This is a genomic window from Thalassotalea hakodatensis (assembly GCF_030295995.1).
Taxonomy (GTDB): domain Bacteria; phylum Pseudomonadota; class Gammaproteobacteria; order Enterobacterales; family Alteromonadaceae; genus Thalassotalea_C; species Thalassotalea_C hakodatensis.
On the sequence record NZ_AP027365.1, the window covers coordinates 1,311,188 to 1,325,535 of the forward strand.

Annotated in this window: 15 protein-coding genes; all 15 read left to right on the forward strand. The window is 40.6% G+C overall.

The genetic code is table 11. From position 1 onward, the window contains the following. Window positions 1-3,165 (forward strand): efflux RND transporter permease subunit, encoded by a 3,165-nt coding sequence (locus QUE72_RS05745; protein WP_286272116.1) that lies wholly within the window; start codon window positions 1-3, stop codon window positions 3,163-3,165. Window positions 3,166-3,218: 53 nt separating this feature from the next. Further along, entirely contained in the window at window positions 3,219-3,566 is a 348-nt protein-coding gene (locus QUE72_RS05750; RefSeq protein ID WP_010558032.1) for a copper resistance CopC family protein, read from the forward strand. Between the two features lie 19 nt (window positions 3,567-3,585). Next, complete coding sequence (locus tag QUE72_RS05755; protein WP_138611624.1) at window positions 3,586-4,473, forward strand: copper resistance D family protein; 888 nt, start codon at window positions 3,586-3,588, stop codon at window positions 4,471-4,473. A gap of 15 nt (window positions 4,474-4,488) precedes the next feature. Beyond that, window positions 4,489-4,959 (forward strand): YybH family protein, encoded by a 471-nt coding sequence (locus QUE72_RS05760; RefSeq protein WP_008467847.1) that lies wholly within the window; start codon window positions 4,489-4,491, stop codon window positions 4,957-4,959. A gap of 27 nt (window positions 4,960-4,986) precedes the next feature. Continuing rightward, window positions 4,987-6,810 carry a copper resistance system multicopper oxidase gene (locus tag QUE72_RS05765; protein WP_286272131.1) on the forward strand — a complete coding sequence of 608 codons (1,824 nt, stop codon included), beginning with the start codon at window positions 4,987-4,989 and terminating at the stop codon, window positions 6,808-6,810. Next, complete coding sequence (locus tag QUE72_RS05770; RefSeq protein WP_182724336.1) at window positions 6,807-7,667, forward strand: copper resistance protein B; 861 nt, start codon at window positions 6,807-6,809, stop codon at window positions 7,665-7,667. The genes QUE72_RS05765 and QUE72_RS05770 overlap by 4 nt, the downstream gene beginning before the upstream one ends. Before the next feature lie 624 nt (window positions 7,668-8,291). Then, window positions 8,292-8,714, forward strand: a complete 423-nt coding sequence (locus tag QUE72_RS05775) for a hypothetical protein (RefSeq protein WP_029773134.1) — start codon at window positions 8,292-8,294, stop codon at window positions 8,712-8,714. 297 nt (window positions 8,715-9,011) lie between these two features. Next, complete coding sequence (locus QUE72_RS05780) at window positions 9,012-9,425, forward strand: MerR family transcriptional regulator (protein WP_008467855.1); 414 nt, start codon at window positions 9,012-9,014, stop codon at window positions 9,423-9,425. 101 nt (window positions 9,426-9,526) lie between these two features. After that, window positions 9,527-11,770, forward strand: coding sequence for a heavy metal translocating P-type ATPase (locus QUE72_RS05785; RefSeq protein WP_286272135.1), 2,244 nt, complete (start codon window positions 9,527-9,529; stop codon window positions 11,768-11,770). A gap of 10 nt (window positions 11,771-11,780) precedes the next feature. Next, on the forward strand, window positions 11,781-12,134 hold the full coding sequence (locus QUE72_RS05790) for a cupredoxin domain-containing protein (protein ID WP_004589267.1): 354 nt from the start codon (window positions 11,781-11,783) through the stop codon (window positions 12,132-12,134). 9 nt (window positions 12,135-12,143) lie between these two features. Then, on the forward strand, window positions 12,144-12,380 hold the full coding sequence (locus QUE72_RS05795; protein WP_442452493.1) for a DUF2933 domain-containing protein: 237 nt from the start codon (window positions 12,144-12,146) through the stop codon (window positions 12,378-12,380). 91 nt (window positions 12,381-12,471) lie between these two features. Further along, window positions 12,472-13,137: a methyltransferase family protein gene (locus tag QUE72_RS05800; RefSeq protein WP_286272139.1), complete on the forward strand. Its 666-nt coding sequence runs from the start codon at window positions 12,472-12,474 to the stop codon at window positions 13,135-13,137. Then, on the forward strand, window positions 13,121-13,543 hold the full coding sequence (locus QUE72_RS05805; protein WP_286272140.1) for a hypothetical protein: 423 nt from the start codon (window positions 13,121-13,123) through the stop codon (window positions 13,541-13,543). Before QUE72_RS05800 ends, QUE72_RS05805 begins: the two co-directional genes overlap by 17 nt. Window positions 13,544-13,553: 10 nt before the next feature. Further along, entirely contained in the window at window positions 13,554-13,925 is a 372-nt protein-coding gene (locus QUE72_RS05810; protein WP_058405798.1) for a hypothetical protein, read from the forward strand. Window positions 13,926-13,969: 44 nt separating this feature from the next. Beyond that, window positions 13,970-14,323 carry a hypothetical protein gene (locus tag QUE72_RS05815; protein WP_286272142.1) on the forward strand — a complete coding sequence of 118 codons (354 nt, stop codon included), beginning with the start codon at window positions 13,970-13,972 and terminating at the stop codon, window positions 14,321-14,323. The last annotated feature ends 25 nt before the right edge of the window (window positions 14,324-14,348 follow it).

The window sequence follows — 14,348 nt, forward strand, 5'->3', positions numbered from 1 at the left end:
ATGATTGAATCAATTATTAGATGGTCTATCGGCAATCGTTTCTTTGTTTTGTTGATTACCTTAATTATCGCGTTTGGTGGTTTGTATTCATTACAAAAAACACCAGTAGATGCACTCCCCGATCTTTCTGATGTGCAGGTGATAATTAAGACGAGCTATCCGGGACAGGCACCACAAGTAGTGCAAGATCAAGTGACGTTTCCCCTTACTACAGCGATGTTATCAGTGCCGGGGGCGCAAACTGTTCGTGGTTACTCATTTTTTGGTGATTCCTACGTCTACATTATTTTTGATGATGATACTGATTTGTATTGGGCTAGAAGCAGAGTACTTGAATACTTAAGCCAAGTAGCATCAAGCCTGCCTGATTCGGCAAAACCTCAATTAGGACCTGATGCAACAGGTGTGGGTTGGGTATACATTTACGCTTTAACAGATAAGTCTGGAAACCATGATCTAAGCCAATTAAGAAGCATTCAAGACTGGTTCTTAAAGTATGAACTACAAACTGTTCCGGGCGTGTCCGAAGTTGCCGCCGTTGGTGGTATGGTTAAGCAGTATCAAGTGCAAGTAGATCCTGATAAATTGAGAGCTTACGATATTCCTCTAAGTTTAATACAAATAGCCTTACAAAAAGGGAACAAAGAAACTGGCGCATCCGTTGTGGAAATGGCTGAAGCTGAATATATGGTTACCGCAACGGGGTATATTCAATCAGTTAGTGATATAGAGAAAATTCCACTTGGTATTAACGAACAAGGCACGCCGTTGCGTATTGGTGATGTTGCCAACGTTAACCTTGGTCCTCAAATGCGCCGTGGTATCGCAGAACTTAATGGCGAAGGCGAAGTTGTTGGTGGTGTTGTCGTTATGCGCTTTGGTGAAAACGCTCAACAAACCATAAACGGGGTAAAAGAAAAACTTGAATCGCTTAAATCTTCTCTACCAGAGGGGGTGGAGATTGTCCCTGTTTATGACAGATCGAAGTTAATAGATGATGCTGTTGATAATCTTTGGAGCAAGTTGCTAGAGGAGCTTGCAATCGTTGCTATTGTCTGTGTGGCTTTCCTATTTCATCTTCGCTCATCTTTTGTGGCACTTGTTACTCTACCATTAGGTATCTTGGTGTCGTTCATCATCATGTATATGCAAGGCATCAATGCCAATATTATGTCTTTAGGCGGTATTGCGATTGCGATTGGTGCGATGACTGATGGTGCAATAGTGATGATTGAAAATATGCATAAGCATATGGAGAAAACACCACTTACAGATGAAAACCGCTGGCAAATCGTAGCCAAGGCTGCGAGTGAAGTAGGCCCTGCATTATTTTTTTGCTTACTGATTATTACAGTCTCATTCTTACCTGTATTTATCTTGGAAGCGCAAGAAGGAAGAATGTTCTCTCCGCTCGCTTATACAAAAACCTATGCAATGGCGGCATCAGCAGGCTTGGCGATCACATTGGTGCCTGTATTGATGGGCTACTTTATTCGAGGCAAAGTTGTTTCTGAAAAGAAAAACCCGTTAAACCGATTATTGATTGCTATCTACTTGCCTGTTTTAAAACAAGTTTTGAAGTTTCCAAAATCGACAATAGTAGCAGCAGTATTAGTGACTATCATTGGTTTTTGGCCTGTAGATAAAATTGGTAGTGAATTCATTCCGCCATTGGATGAAGGCGATCTCATGTATATGCCTACTACCTATCCCGGTATTTCAATTGGTAAAGCAAGGGAGTTATTGCAGCAAACAGACAAGCTTATTCGCACTGTGCCAGAAGTTGAAACAGTGTTTGGTAAAGTAGGAAGAGCTGAAACTGCAACCGATCCTGCACCTTTAACCATGATTGAAACCTTTATTCAATTGAAGCCACAAGAGCAGTGGCGAGAGGGTGTGACTACTGAATCGTTAAAAGCTGAGTTTGATAAATTGATTAAGTTTCCGGGCTTAACGAATGCTTGGGTTATGCCAATCCAGACCCGAATCGACATGTTAGCAACAGGCATAAAAACGCCTGTGGGTATTAAAGTCGCCGGACCAGAGCTTGATGTGATTCAGGAAATCGGCCAACAAATAGAGCAAATTTTACCCGAAGTTACAGGCACAGCATCAGTTTACTCAGAGCGAGTTGCAGGTGGACGATATATCAAGGTTGATATTTCACGCGATAAGGCAAGTCGCTTTGGGTTAAACATCGAAGATGTTCAACAAGTGGTTTCTACAGCTATTGGTGGTATGAACGTTACCCAAACGGTAGAAGGTCAAGAGCGTTACCCTGTTAACTTACGCTATCCGCAAGACTATCGAGACTCTCCTGAGCAGCTATCACGATTACCTGTTGTAACACCAAGTGGTCAACGCATTGCACTAGGTGATGTCGCAGATATTCGAGTTGAGAACGGTCCGCCGGGGATTAAGAGTGAAAATGCTCGTTTAAATGGCTGGTCGTTTATCGATATAGACGGTGTTGACGTAGGTACTTATGTTGAAAGTGCAAAAATACACTTGGCTAATAATCTAAAACTACCAGCAGGTTATTCAATTACTTGGGCTGGGCAATACGAATATATGGAAAGGGCGAAAGAAAAGCTCACCTATGTAGTGCCTTTAACACTCGCCATTATTGTTATTCTACTTTACTTAAACTTCAGAGCGTTTAGTGAGGTGGCTATCATTATCGTTACCTTGCCGATGGCGATGATTGGTGGCATATGGTTGATGTATCTGGAAGGGTTTAACTTCTCTGTGGCTGTTGGCGTGGGCTTTATTGCTCTAGTTGGGGTAGCGGTTGAGATTGGTGTGATAATGTTGGTCTATCTCAATCAGGCACTTGCTGAGCTTAAGGAAAAAGCTGAAGAGCGAGCTGAACCTATCTCTGATGATGCATATCAAGATGCATTATTGCACGGTGCAGGCTTACGAGTTCGCCCAGTAATGATGACAGTTGCAACAATCATTATCGGCTTGATGCCCATTTTATATGGTACAGGAACAGGTTCGGAGATTATGAGTCGTATTGCTGCACCTATGGTAGGCGGAATGACAAGTGCTGTGCTACTCACTCTTATTGTGCTCCCAGTAATTTACTCAATCGTTAAAAAGCCAGAATTAAACGCCTTTAACAAGGAGCTTTCTAAGGCGGAGCTAAAAAGTAATGCTTAGCGAAGTTAAGAAACCATAAATAGCAATTTCAATAAACTAAAATAGAGGTAAATATGAAAAAACTAATTAAATTTTTAACCGTAATCAGTGTCGTTTTTAGTAGTGCGGTATTTGCGCATGTGCATCTTGAAAAAAGTGTGCCTGCTGATAATGCAATGCTAATGAATCCTCCAGAAGAGTTAACTTTGGTGTTCACCAAAGAGGTACGGGTTGTAAAAGTTTCATTGGCCAATAAACAAGGCGAAGAATTTAAATTTGGATTCGAGCCTTCTAAAGTCGCTACTAGCAAATTTACATGGAAACTACCTAAATTAGCTCCTGCAAACTATGCTGTGGATGTAACCTTCTTAGGTAACGATGGTCATAAAATGAAACATAGCTTCGGCTTTATGGTTCACTAAAATAGGCGGTGTGATTGATATGGAAATGTATATCTGGAATACAGTCATTGTACTGTCAAAAATTGTATTTTACGTCGGCTTTGCCTGTATTGCAGGTTATACATTTTTCAGGCAAATATTTGAGAATAATGAATCTCATACTAATGCTGTAATAGCGAATTTAACGTGGACAAGAACTTATATAGTTATGGCTTTGATCGCTAATATTACTTGGTTCTTTGCCAGTACTGGTGCAATGGCAGAAGAGGGAATTCAGGGGGCGATAGACGCTGATATATTGGCTATTATGTGGGACTCCTCTGTCGGCACTGGAGCTTTGCTTCGAGCGCTTGGGCTAGTTACCGCAATAATCGCTTTAGCTTTAAGGTTCAAACTCGCTGTGAACTCGTACTTAAAACAAAGCGCTTTAATGTTGAGTTTATTAATCCTTGCATACTCATTCACGTTACTGGGTCATATTTCTGAGTTAGGCACAATTGAAAAAGGCTTGCTTATTTTGCATGTGCTCGTTATGGCATGGTGGTTTGGGGCGTTATTGCCACTAAAACAGGCTTGCCATCAGCTAAGTTATGCAGAACTTCATTTGCTGATGGAAAGCTTTGGCAAACAAGCAAGTTTTACAGTGAGCCTATTGTTGGTAGCAGGCCTCTGGCTCGTGATTCAATTGGTCGGAAGTCTTGATGCACTAATAAGCTCAAGTTACGGACAAACACTGTTGTTTAAATTGGCCCTTGTAGTGTCTATTTTGGCACTTGCTGCTAAACATAAACTAATACTCGTTCCACAACTTAAAAATAGTCAAGGCAGAGAGGCTTTATCTAAATCTATCTCGATAGAAATGGTAGTAGCTTTTGCCATTTTATCTGTAACGGCTGGGCTTACTAGTGTTGTTGGCCCTGCAAATTAAAACCTAAAAGAGAGAATGAAAATGAAAACAATAAATATATTACTCGTTTTATTAATGACGTTTAGTTTCGCAGCAAACGCTCATGGTGATAAGAACAAAGACAAAGGTTTGTTTAAAGGTATAGATACCCCTGCCGCAAAAGTTGTTTTGGCATTTCATCAAGCACTTGAAACTGGCAATCAAAAACAGGCTAGAGCGCAGTTAGCGGATGATGTCACCATTTTCGAGGGAGGCCGCGTTGAAAGGAGCGCTGATGAATATGCTCATCATCATATGTTGTCGGATATGAAGTATTTAGCAGCGATGAAGAGCGACACACTTGAACATCAAGTGACGATACTTGGAAATACCGCTATCTCTGCGTCGCGTAGTCAAACTACAGGTACTCATAAAGGTGTTGAACGCGATTATCAAGGCATGGAAACGATGGTGCTGGAAAAACAAAATGGTGAATGGAAGATTAAGCACATTCATTGGTCACATTAATTTATTGGTTAAATAACGGAGTACAAAATGAGAATTAAAAGTCCATTACATCAAGTTTCTACGCCACGTAGACGCTTTGTACAAGGTGTAATTGCTGGCGGTGTATTAGCTGCTTTTCCAAGTGTTCTTCATGCAGCTTCATCTTTGATTGCTGGAACTTCAACAGGTACTGCGCCCGAACTAAGTGGAGAAGTAATAGATTTAGTGATAGATGAGTCACCCGTAAACTTCACAGGTGTTGTAAGAATGGCTACAACAATCAATGGCTCAATACCAGCTCCTACCTTGCGCCTCAGAGAAGGTGATGACGTTACTATCAGGGTAACTAATAAATTATCAGTGCCGAGTTCAATTCATTGGCATGGGATCATTCTTCCGTATCAAATGGATGGCGTACCGGGTATTAGCTTTAAAGGTATAATGCCGGGTGAAACCTTTGTTTATAAATTTAAGCTGCAACAAAGCGGCACATATTGGTATCACTCACACAGTGGCTTTCAAGAAATGACAGGTATGTACGGCGCATTAATTATTGAGCCAAGAGAAAAGGATATTATTAGTGCTGACAATGAGCATGTCATCCAATTGTCTGATTGGACTGATGATGACCCAATGGATTTGTTTCGCAAGTTAAAAGTACAGGGCGATGTATTTAACTTTAATCAACCTACTGTTCCAGAGTTTTTTGATGACATTTCAAATAGCAGCGTTTCAAATGCGCTACAACGCCGGGAAATGTGGAATAAAATGAGAATGAACCCTACAGATCTTGCAGACTTATCAGCATCTGCAATGACTTTTTTAATGAATGGTTGTGCGCCTTTGACAAACTGGCGTGGAATGTTTAAAGCTGGCGAAAAGGTTAGGCTTAGATTTATTAACGGTTCTAGCAATACGTTTTTTGATGTAAGAATACCTGAGCTGAAGTTAACAGTTGTACAAGCTGATGGACAAAATGTTGAACCTGTGACAGTAGATGAATTTAGATTTGGTCCCGGTGAAACTTATGATGTACTTGTCGAGCCAAAAAATGATGCATATACGATTTTTGCACAAAGCATGGATCGCTCAGGTTATGCTAAAGGTACTTTATCAATGGCACCTAACGTTGATGCACCAGTACCTTCTTTAGACCCCGTTGAGTGGTTAACGATGACAGATATGATGGGCAATATGACCCATGATAGTGTGCATTCTACAATGGCTGATACGGCAGGTATGTCGGGCATGAATTCTAATAAAATGGATCATAGTGCAATGGGTCATGGAGCGATGGCAATGGATCATAGTCAACATGGAATGACTAAAAACCCATTAGCTGTTGCTAGCACTAAAGTGCGTCATGCAAAAACAGAGTATGGAGCTTCTGTTGATATGCGTGTTGATATGCCTAGAACAAACCTTGATGATCCCGGTATAGGTTTACGTAAAAATGGACGCCGTGTTTTAACACTTGCAGATTTACATTCTCTTGAGGGAATTACAAACCAGCAAGAGCCAGAGGCTGAAATTGAATTACATTTAACTGGAAACATGGAGCGTTATAGCTGGTCATTTGATGGCTTGGAATTTGGAAAAAGCACGCCAGTTCACATGAAGCATAATCAACGTTTAAGAGTTATTTTACAAAACGATACAATGATGACACATCCCATGCACCTGCATGGTATGTGGAGCGATTTGGAGAATGAAAAAGGTGATGTACAGGTTCGTCGCCATACTATCCCTGTACAACCAGCGCAAAGAATTAGTTTTTTAACAACACCTCATGACGTAGGTCGCTGGGCATGGCATTGCCATTTATTATTCCACATGGATGCAGGTATGTTTAGAGAGGTAGTTGTATCATGAAAAAATTAATACTAACCAATACCTTAAGACTATTATTAATAGGTTTGCCCCTTATAAGTGTATCTGTATCTGCAAAAGATGAGATGACTGAGATGGGTGATCCTAAAATGCAAGCACAGGGTGGAGATGCACCTAAAGATGCTAGAGACCCCCATGCTTATGCAGCAGGTACAACTTTGACTGAAGGCCCTTATGCACTCAGTAGCGACAAACGACTGACTTTGGCAGATGAGCATTCATTTTACGCGCTACTAGGGGATCGTCTTGAATATAATGAGCAAACAAACGCAGGTGTTTTTGACTTTCAGGCATGGTATGGCACTACTTTTGATAGATTAGTCATCAAAACTGAAGGAGATTTTAGCGAAGGTAATTTAGAGGAGAACCAAACAGATTTTCTATGGGGCCACGCAATATCTGCTTATTGGGATACACAAGTCGGTATTCGACTTGATTACAATAACGAAGGTGAAAACCGCAAATGGCTAGCTTTTGGTTTACAAGGTCTAGCCCCCTACTGGTTTGAAATTGATATGACTGCGTATTTAGGAGAGCAAGGTAATAGTGCATTTTCGATCGAAGCTGAGTATGAGCTATTACTTACTCAAAAGTTAATTGTTCAACCACGAGCAGAGTTGACGCTTTACGGTAAGGATGACGTCCAAAATAACCTTGGTAGTGGCTTGTCTAGCAGTGCTATTGGTTTTCGGGTTCGTTATGAGTTTACCCGCCAGTTTGCTCCCTATGTTGGCGTTGAGTGGACAAATAAATTTGGTAATACAGCCGACTTTGCGAAGTTAAATGGGCAAAGTACTCGTGATACTGCTTTTGTTGCAGGTATCAAGTTCTGGCTCTGATGTGAAGAAATACTATATTGACTTGATGAGAGCTACCGCAACTATATTGATGGTAGCTTTCGTTTTTTGGGATTTAAACCATTTTAGTTATGTTAGGAAAGGCCTAGCTAATAGTTTTTTTGGAAAGAACTAAGAGCAGTAATAGTAAGCTACTTCTTGTTTTCAGTCGGTGCCAGTCTGGTGTATACCTATCAAGGTGGAATATCAGCTAAGAAGTAAAGTTGGCGAATGGTTAAGGTTAAAGAGTCAAGGCAAAAAACATCGCCATTGAAAGACCTACAATAGGCCATTTTATCACTTTTGATGAACGGGAATTGGATGTGCCCGGGATAGAACCGATTGTTGCAAAGTACAGCGCTTAAAGCTGAACAATTGGAAAAATGATCCCTTACTCAATACCTAATTATGAGCGTAGGGTTTTTATTTCTTTTAATGGTGCTCATGCTTGGCTTCAATCTCATGAGTATAAATTAGACACCCCTTTTATACTTGTGAAGTTTAAGCTGTTTAAAAAAGTAAAAAGTAAAAAGTAAAAAGTTTAGGTTTTAGTTCAAAGGTTGATCAAGATCATAAAATTATTTTTATAAAGTGGCTAATATTGTAGGTGCTAAAGAAGGAATGATAATGTTTGGACTTTTCAGGTGGTTTAAAATAGTAATAATAACTGTGTTGCTTACGCAGCATAGTTTTGCTACAGCTAAGCCAATGAATTGTGAAGAACATCAAAATGGATCTTCCGACACGCATATTATGCAACGAAGCAAAAATATTCACCATCAATCAATGAATGACAATAGTCACTATCACACTGTAAACTCGCAAGATTCTAAACACCGTCATGGTGATGAAGTCTGTGAAAAATGCAAAGCTAGTGATTGTGTTTGTTGTGAAGGCGGTTTTTGTACAAGCTTTCATTTAAATGCCTATCTTGTGGAAGCGCAAGACGAAGGTATTTGCAATATTCATTCTGAGCTAATTCTACAGCGTACACCCCTACCAAAATCTGGTATCCATCTCTTACTTTATCGTCCACCAATTATTGGCTAATCACGGGAACAGTGCGTCTTTTTTTCGCCACTCCCATCAAAATAGAATGATTTTTTCATTGGTTTAAATAACCAATTGTTTTGAACGATTAGTACGATATTTGGAAAGGCATTATGGAAATGCTCAAACTATTGCTATTTACAGTACTTAATGCTGTCGATTTTGACCGAGATTTCTCTTTTACCAAAAAATTAGTTTTTAGCTTATTCACTAGAATTAGTACTTGACCTGTGCCTTAGACACAGGTCTAAGCTGAAGATGAGAGTACAAACTTAGCTAAAAAACTGAGGAGTGAATATGAAAGTTGCGGAGCTGGCAAAAAGCCTTGGAACGACTGCTGATACGGTGCGCTATTACACCAGATTAGGATTGTTAAAACCTGCTAAGTCAGTGAACGGCTACAAGTCATACTCGAATAAAGAAGTATCGAGACTTAAATTCATTTTAAGTGCCAGAAACCTTGGTTTTTCCGTTGCAGATATCAAGGAAATTATTAATGAATCTGAAGATGGTAAAAGTGCGTGCCCATTAGTCAGAAGCCTGATCAAAGAGCGGCTTGAAGAAACAGAAAAGCAGTTTCAAGCAATGTTGGCACTTCGAGGAAAAATGTCTTCTGCGCTTTCTCGATGGGAAGAAATGGAAGACAAAGCACCGACTGCAAACATGGTTTGTCATCTCATCGAAAACTTTGAGCAAATTAAAAAAGCATAGGAGGAAAAAGGGTGGCTACTAACACAAATATAAAAACTGAATCAGGCTGTTGCTGTCAGGCAAAAGCTCAATCCTCTTCGTGTAAAAGTAAGGAGAATACGTTGGAGAAAGTATCACATAACCAACAGCTTATCATTGAAGGTGCTGGGTGTGCTAGCTGTGTAGGCAAAATTGAAGGGGCGTTGAAGGCAACTCTTGGAGTCGTCAGTGCGGAAATGAATTTTGCTGATAGGACAGTAACAGTTTATGGGACAGCTAAAACAAAAGAATTGATCAAAGCTGTTGAGTCAGTGGGGTATAACGCGAAGCCAATTGATGATAGCTCAGCAACAGATGCGCTTGATGAGAAAGAGGCGGCTGATTGGGCATATTATAAGAAGCTAATGCGCGATACGTTTATTGCCCTTTCACTCGGCGTTCCTTTGATGATCTACAGCATTGTAGTTGGAGAAATGACGGTTGAAACAAACCTTGAACGAATTTCTTGGTTGGTTGTAGGCATTTTAACTTTTGGTGTTATGTATTTTTCAGGCAAGCATTTCTATGTAGGAGCATGGAAGAGCTTCAAAAATCATTCAGCCAATATGGACACCCTAATTGCTTTAGGAACAGGCACGGCTTGGTTGTATTCGATGGTTGTCGTGTTTGCACCTGACGCTGTTCCATTGATGGCACGGCATGTTTATTTTGAAGCTACCGCCATGATCATTGGCTTAATTGATTTAGGTTTAGCATTAGAAATAAAAGCCAGAGGTAAAACCTCTGAGGCCATTAAACGTCTTATCGGCTTGCAAGCCAAAACAGCAACCGTGGTTCGTGACAACAAAGAAGTTCAGATAGGTATTGAGCAGGTTTTATTTAACGATATTGTGAAGGTAAAACCGGGTGAAAAAATTCCCGTCGATGGCGTGGTATTGGAAGGACACACCTCTATTGATGAGTCCATGCTGACAGGCGAACCTATGCCTGCTGAAAAAGCTGAAGAAGATGAGGTTGTCGCAGGTACTTTGAACAAATCAGGCATGATTTTATTTAGAGCCACACGCGTTGGTAAAGACACGGCGCTTGCACAAATCATCAATATGGTGAAACGAGCACAAAATTCAAAACCGCCGATTGGCCGTTTGGCCGATGTTATTTCAGCTTTTTTCGTACCTGTCGTGATGATTACCTCTGTGTTAAGTGCGCTAGCATGGCTTAACTTTGGACCTGAGCCAGCCATTGCTTTTGCCATCGTTTCAGCAACTACTGTGCTTATTATTGCCTGCCCGTGTGCTTTAGGCTTGGCAACACCCATGTCTGTCATGGTGGGAGTAGGAAAAGCAGCAGAAGCCGGAGTGCTTATTCGCAACGGTGAGGCACTGCAAACCGCCTCTAAAATCACTGCCATGATTTTAGATAAAACGGGCACTATTACTGAAGGGGCACCTAAGGTAACCGATATTATTTTAGCAAAAGCTACTGACGAAAAAGACGTACTACAGCTTGCAGCAAGTTTAGAAAGCGGCTCAGAGCATCCTTTAGCGCAAGCGATTGTTGAAAGTGCGTTAGATCAGGATATTGAGTTACTAAAAATTGAAGCCTTTAACGCCATTACGGGTTTTGGTGTAGAAGCAAACTGCAACAATAAAGCCCTGCTTTTCGGTAACGATAAACTAATGAAGTTAAAAGGCATAGACCTCACTGGCTTTGTTGGAAAAGCCCAGTCTTTAGCAAAAGAAGCTAAAACACCTATGTATTTTGCTGTTGATGGTGAGCTTGCCGCAATAATTGCTGTTGCAGATCCAATCAAGTCTGACTCAATCTCTGCTATCCAACGTCTTCAGGCCAATGGTATACGCGTCATCATGCTAACGGGGGATAACAAGGAAACCGCTGCCGCTGTTGCCAAAAAAGCGGGCATTAGCGAGTTTTTTGCTGAAGTGCTGCCAGAAGACAAAGCCAACAAGGTGAAAGAGCTACAAGGCAGTGGCGAAATCGTTGGTATGACAGGTGATGGCATCAACGATGCTCCGGCGCTAGCGTTAGCTGATGTTGGTTTTGCTATAGGCACAGGTACAGACGTTGCGATTGAAAGCGCGGATATTACCCTGATGCGTGGTTCACTTCATGGCCTTGCTGATGCCATCGCGGTAAGCAAAGCGACTTTACGAAATATCAAACAAAACTTGTTTGGCGCGTTTGTCTATAACGTAGCCGGGATTCCTTTTGCTGCGGGGGTTCTATACCCCTTCTTTGGCATTCTGCTTAGCCCTGTAATTGCAGGTGCTGCAATGGCGTTTTCGTCATTGACTGTAGTGTCAAATGCAAATCGACTTCGCTTTTTTAAAGCAAAAGAGCATTAGGAGAATCACAATGATGGTTATTAACTTATTAGGCTTAATGTTAATCGCGCTGATTGTTTGGTGGTTTTGGCTATATAAACCCAATAAAACAATCGTTCAAGGTAATGAAGTACTCATTGAAGTGAGGGATGGTGTGTATTCCCCATCCTCAATTCAGGTGTCTGCTAGCCAACCTGTCACTCTGAAGTTTATGCGCAAAGATCAATCCCCCTGCGCTGAAACAATGCTTATTCCTTCATTGGATATAAGCGAACAGCTTAAATTAAATGAAATTACTCAAATTACCCTATTGAACTTATCACCGGGAGAGCATGAGTTTCACTGTCAGATGCAAATGTATCGCGGTGTCTTAAAAGTCGTTTAGGAGGGCAATATGAAAAATCAACACCCTAATTTTTGGTCAACACCTACAGGCTGGGCTGCACTGGCACTTATTGCCGCAGTGACCTACTTCTTAGTGCTTGAGCATGGTCAACATATGCTGCAATTTCTTCCCTACTTGATTTTATTGCTATGCCCCTTGATGCACGTATTTATGCATGGCAGTCATGGTAAACATGGTCACGATCATTCACATGCGCCTGATGAAAAAAAGGAAGAGAGCTTTTAAGAACTCACGGATAAAAATGCAGCCTATCACGATGGCTACATACAAGGGTTAGAAAAGGCACGTAAGGAATCACATAAAAAGGAGAGCAGTGATGAATGAAACATATGATTATGGCTTATGGTCAATGGTGATACTGAACTCAGCAATTTTTATCTTTTTTGCCTTTAGTTTTGTCAAACCAAAAACATCAACTGATTGGAGAAGTCTAAGCGCGTTCTCTGCCTTTATTGTTGCCCTATTTACTGAAATGTATGGCTTTCCTTTAACTATCTATTTTCTGTCGGGGTGGCTGACGGATACCTATCCAGAAGTAAATTTCTTTGTGCATGAAAATGGGCATTTATTACATACTTTCTTTGGATTTCAAGGTGATGCCCATTGGGACCCATTTCATATAGTGAGTATGGTGTTTATTGTTGCAGGTTTCTTTATGTTGTCTTCAGCATGGAATGTATTGTATCACGCGCAAAAACATCATCAATTGGCTACAACTGGATGGTATGCAAGGTGTCGCCACCCACAGTACGTAGCTTTCATTCTAATCATGTTCGGCTTTTTATTGCAGTGGCCGACCATCCCAACACTTGCGATGTTTCCAATCTTAGTCGTTGTTTACGTCAAGCTAGCGAAACGCGAAGAGACACAAGCTATTGCCGAGTTTGGTTCGGAGTACCATAGCTATATGGAATCGACACCAAGTTGGATTCCAAATTTTAATAAGAACATAGAAGGTAAAAATCATGAAAACGTTAACTAAATCAATTTTATTTGTCAGCTCACTATTGGCGGCCACAAGCTTATTTGCTCAAAACAATGAGAATAAACATGAAGGTGCGAACAAATCGGATATGCATCAAGGCATGGCAATGTCGCATGAGAACATGGGAAAAATGCATTCAAAAATGATGGAAATGAAAAAGGAAGTCCATGCCATTAAAGCTGAAAAAGATCCTGAAAAGCAAAAGCAGATGATGGCTGAACATCACCGCTCAATGATGAAGATGATGCAATCCATGCACAAAAACATGGAAGCAATTCCAATGCATAAGCAAATCAAGATGGCTGAACATCATCTGGAAATGATGGAAAACATGATGCCACAAATGAAATACAAAATGGCAGAAATGAAAGACAAAAAACAACAACACTCGCACTCACATTAGGAGATAAATTATGAGCGATTTAGATCATAGAGTTGGCGTTAGAGAGCAGAATTTAGTTGTTCGAAATTTAAGACTAAGTAATGTCACAGAAGAAAACTGTGACGAGTTAGTAAAAAAAATTGATCAGCTTTTTGGTATAGATGAAGTCAGTTACAACATCAAAGAAGGTGAAATACACCTAGCATATGATGCGGCAAATATAAACCTTGATGGGATTGAGGAAGTTATTCGCAAACATGGTGCCGATGTTCATGATGATTGGTGGACGCACACTAAAGAAAGTTACTACAAATTTGTTGATCAGAATGTTAAAGACAACGCTGCTCATAAACCGTGGAGTTGTCACAAAGTTCCTCCGGGTGCAAGCCGGAAAAATAAGTAAGCTTCCAAAGAGCTTGCTCAGTTAATAAGTTAGATGAGGAAAAAATGATGAAAACATCCAATATGAAAATTCTTTTGCTTGTTGTATCCGGTATCTTTTTAGCAGGCTGTTCGAATACTGCGTTTTATCACAAAAATATGATGAGGGGCCAAGTGGTTGAGCAGTCTACTGATCGAACTCTGATTTGTATTGGTGCCAAACATGGTGCAGAGGTTGGACAAAAATACAGTGTTATTAGATTCCATGAGGAAATTGCGCCGGGTGAAGGTGATGATCCGTACACTATTGAAAAAGTGGGAACGGTACAAATTACTAAAATTGTAAATGATCACTTCGCGACGGTAAAACTAATATCTGGTGACATCGCAGCGAAAGATATGGTGGAACTTGAAGACTAATAAAGTGGTGGCGAAAGCCACCACA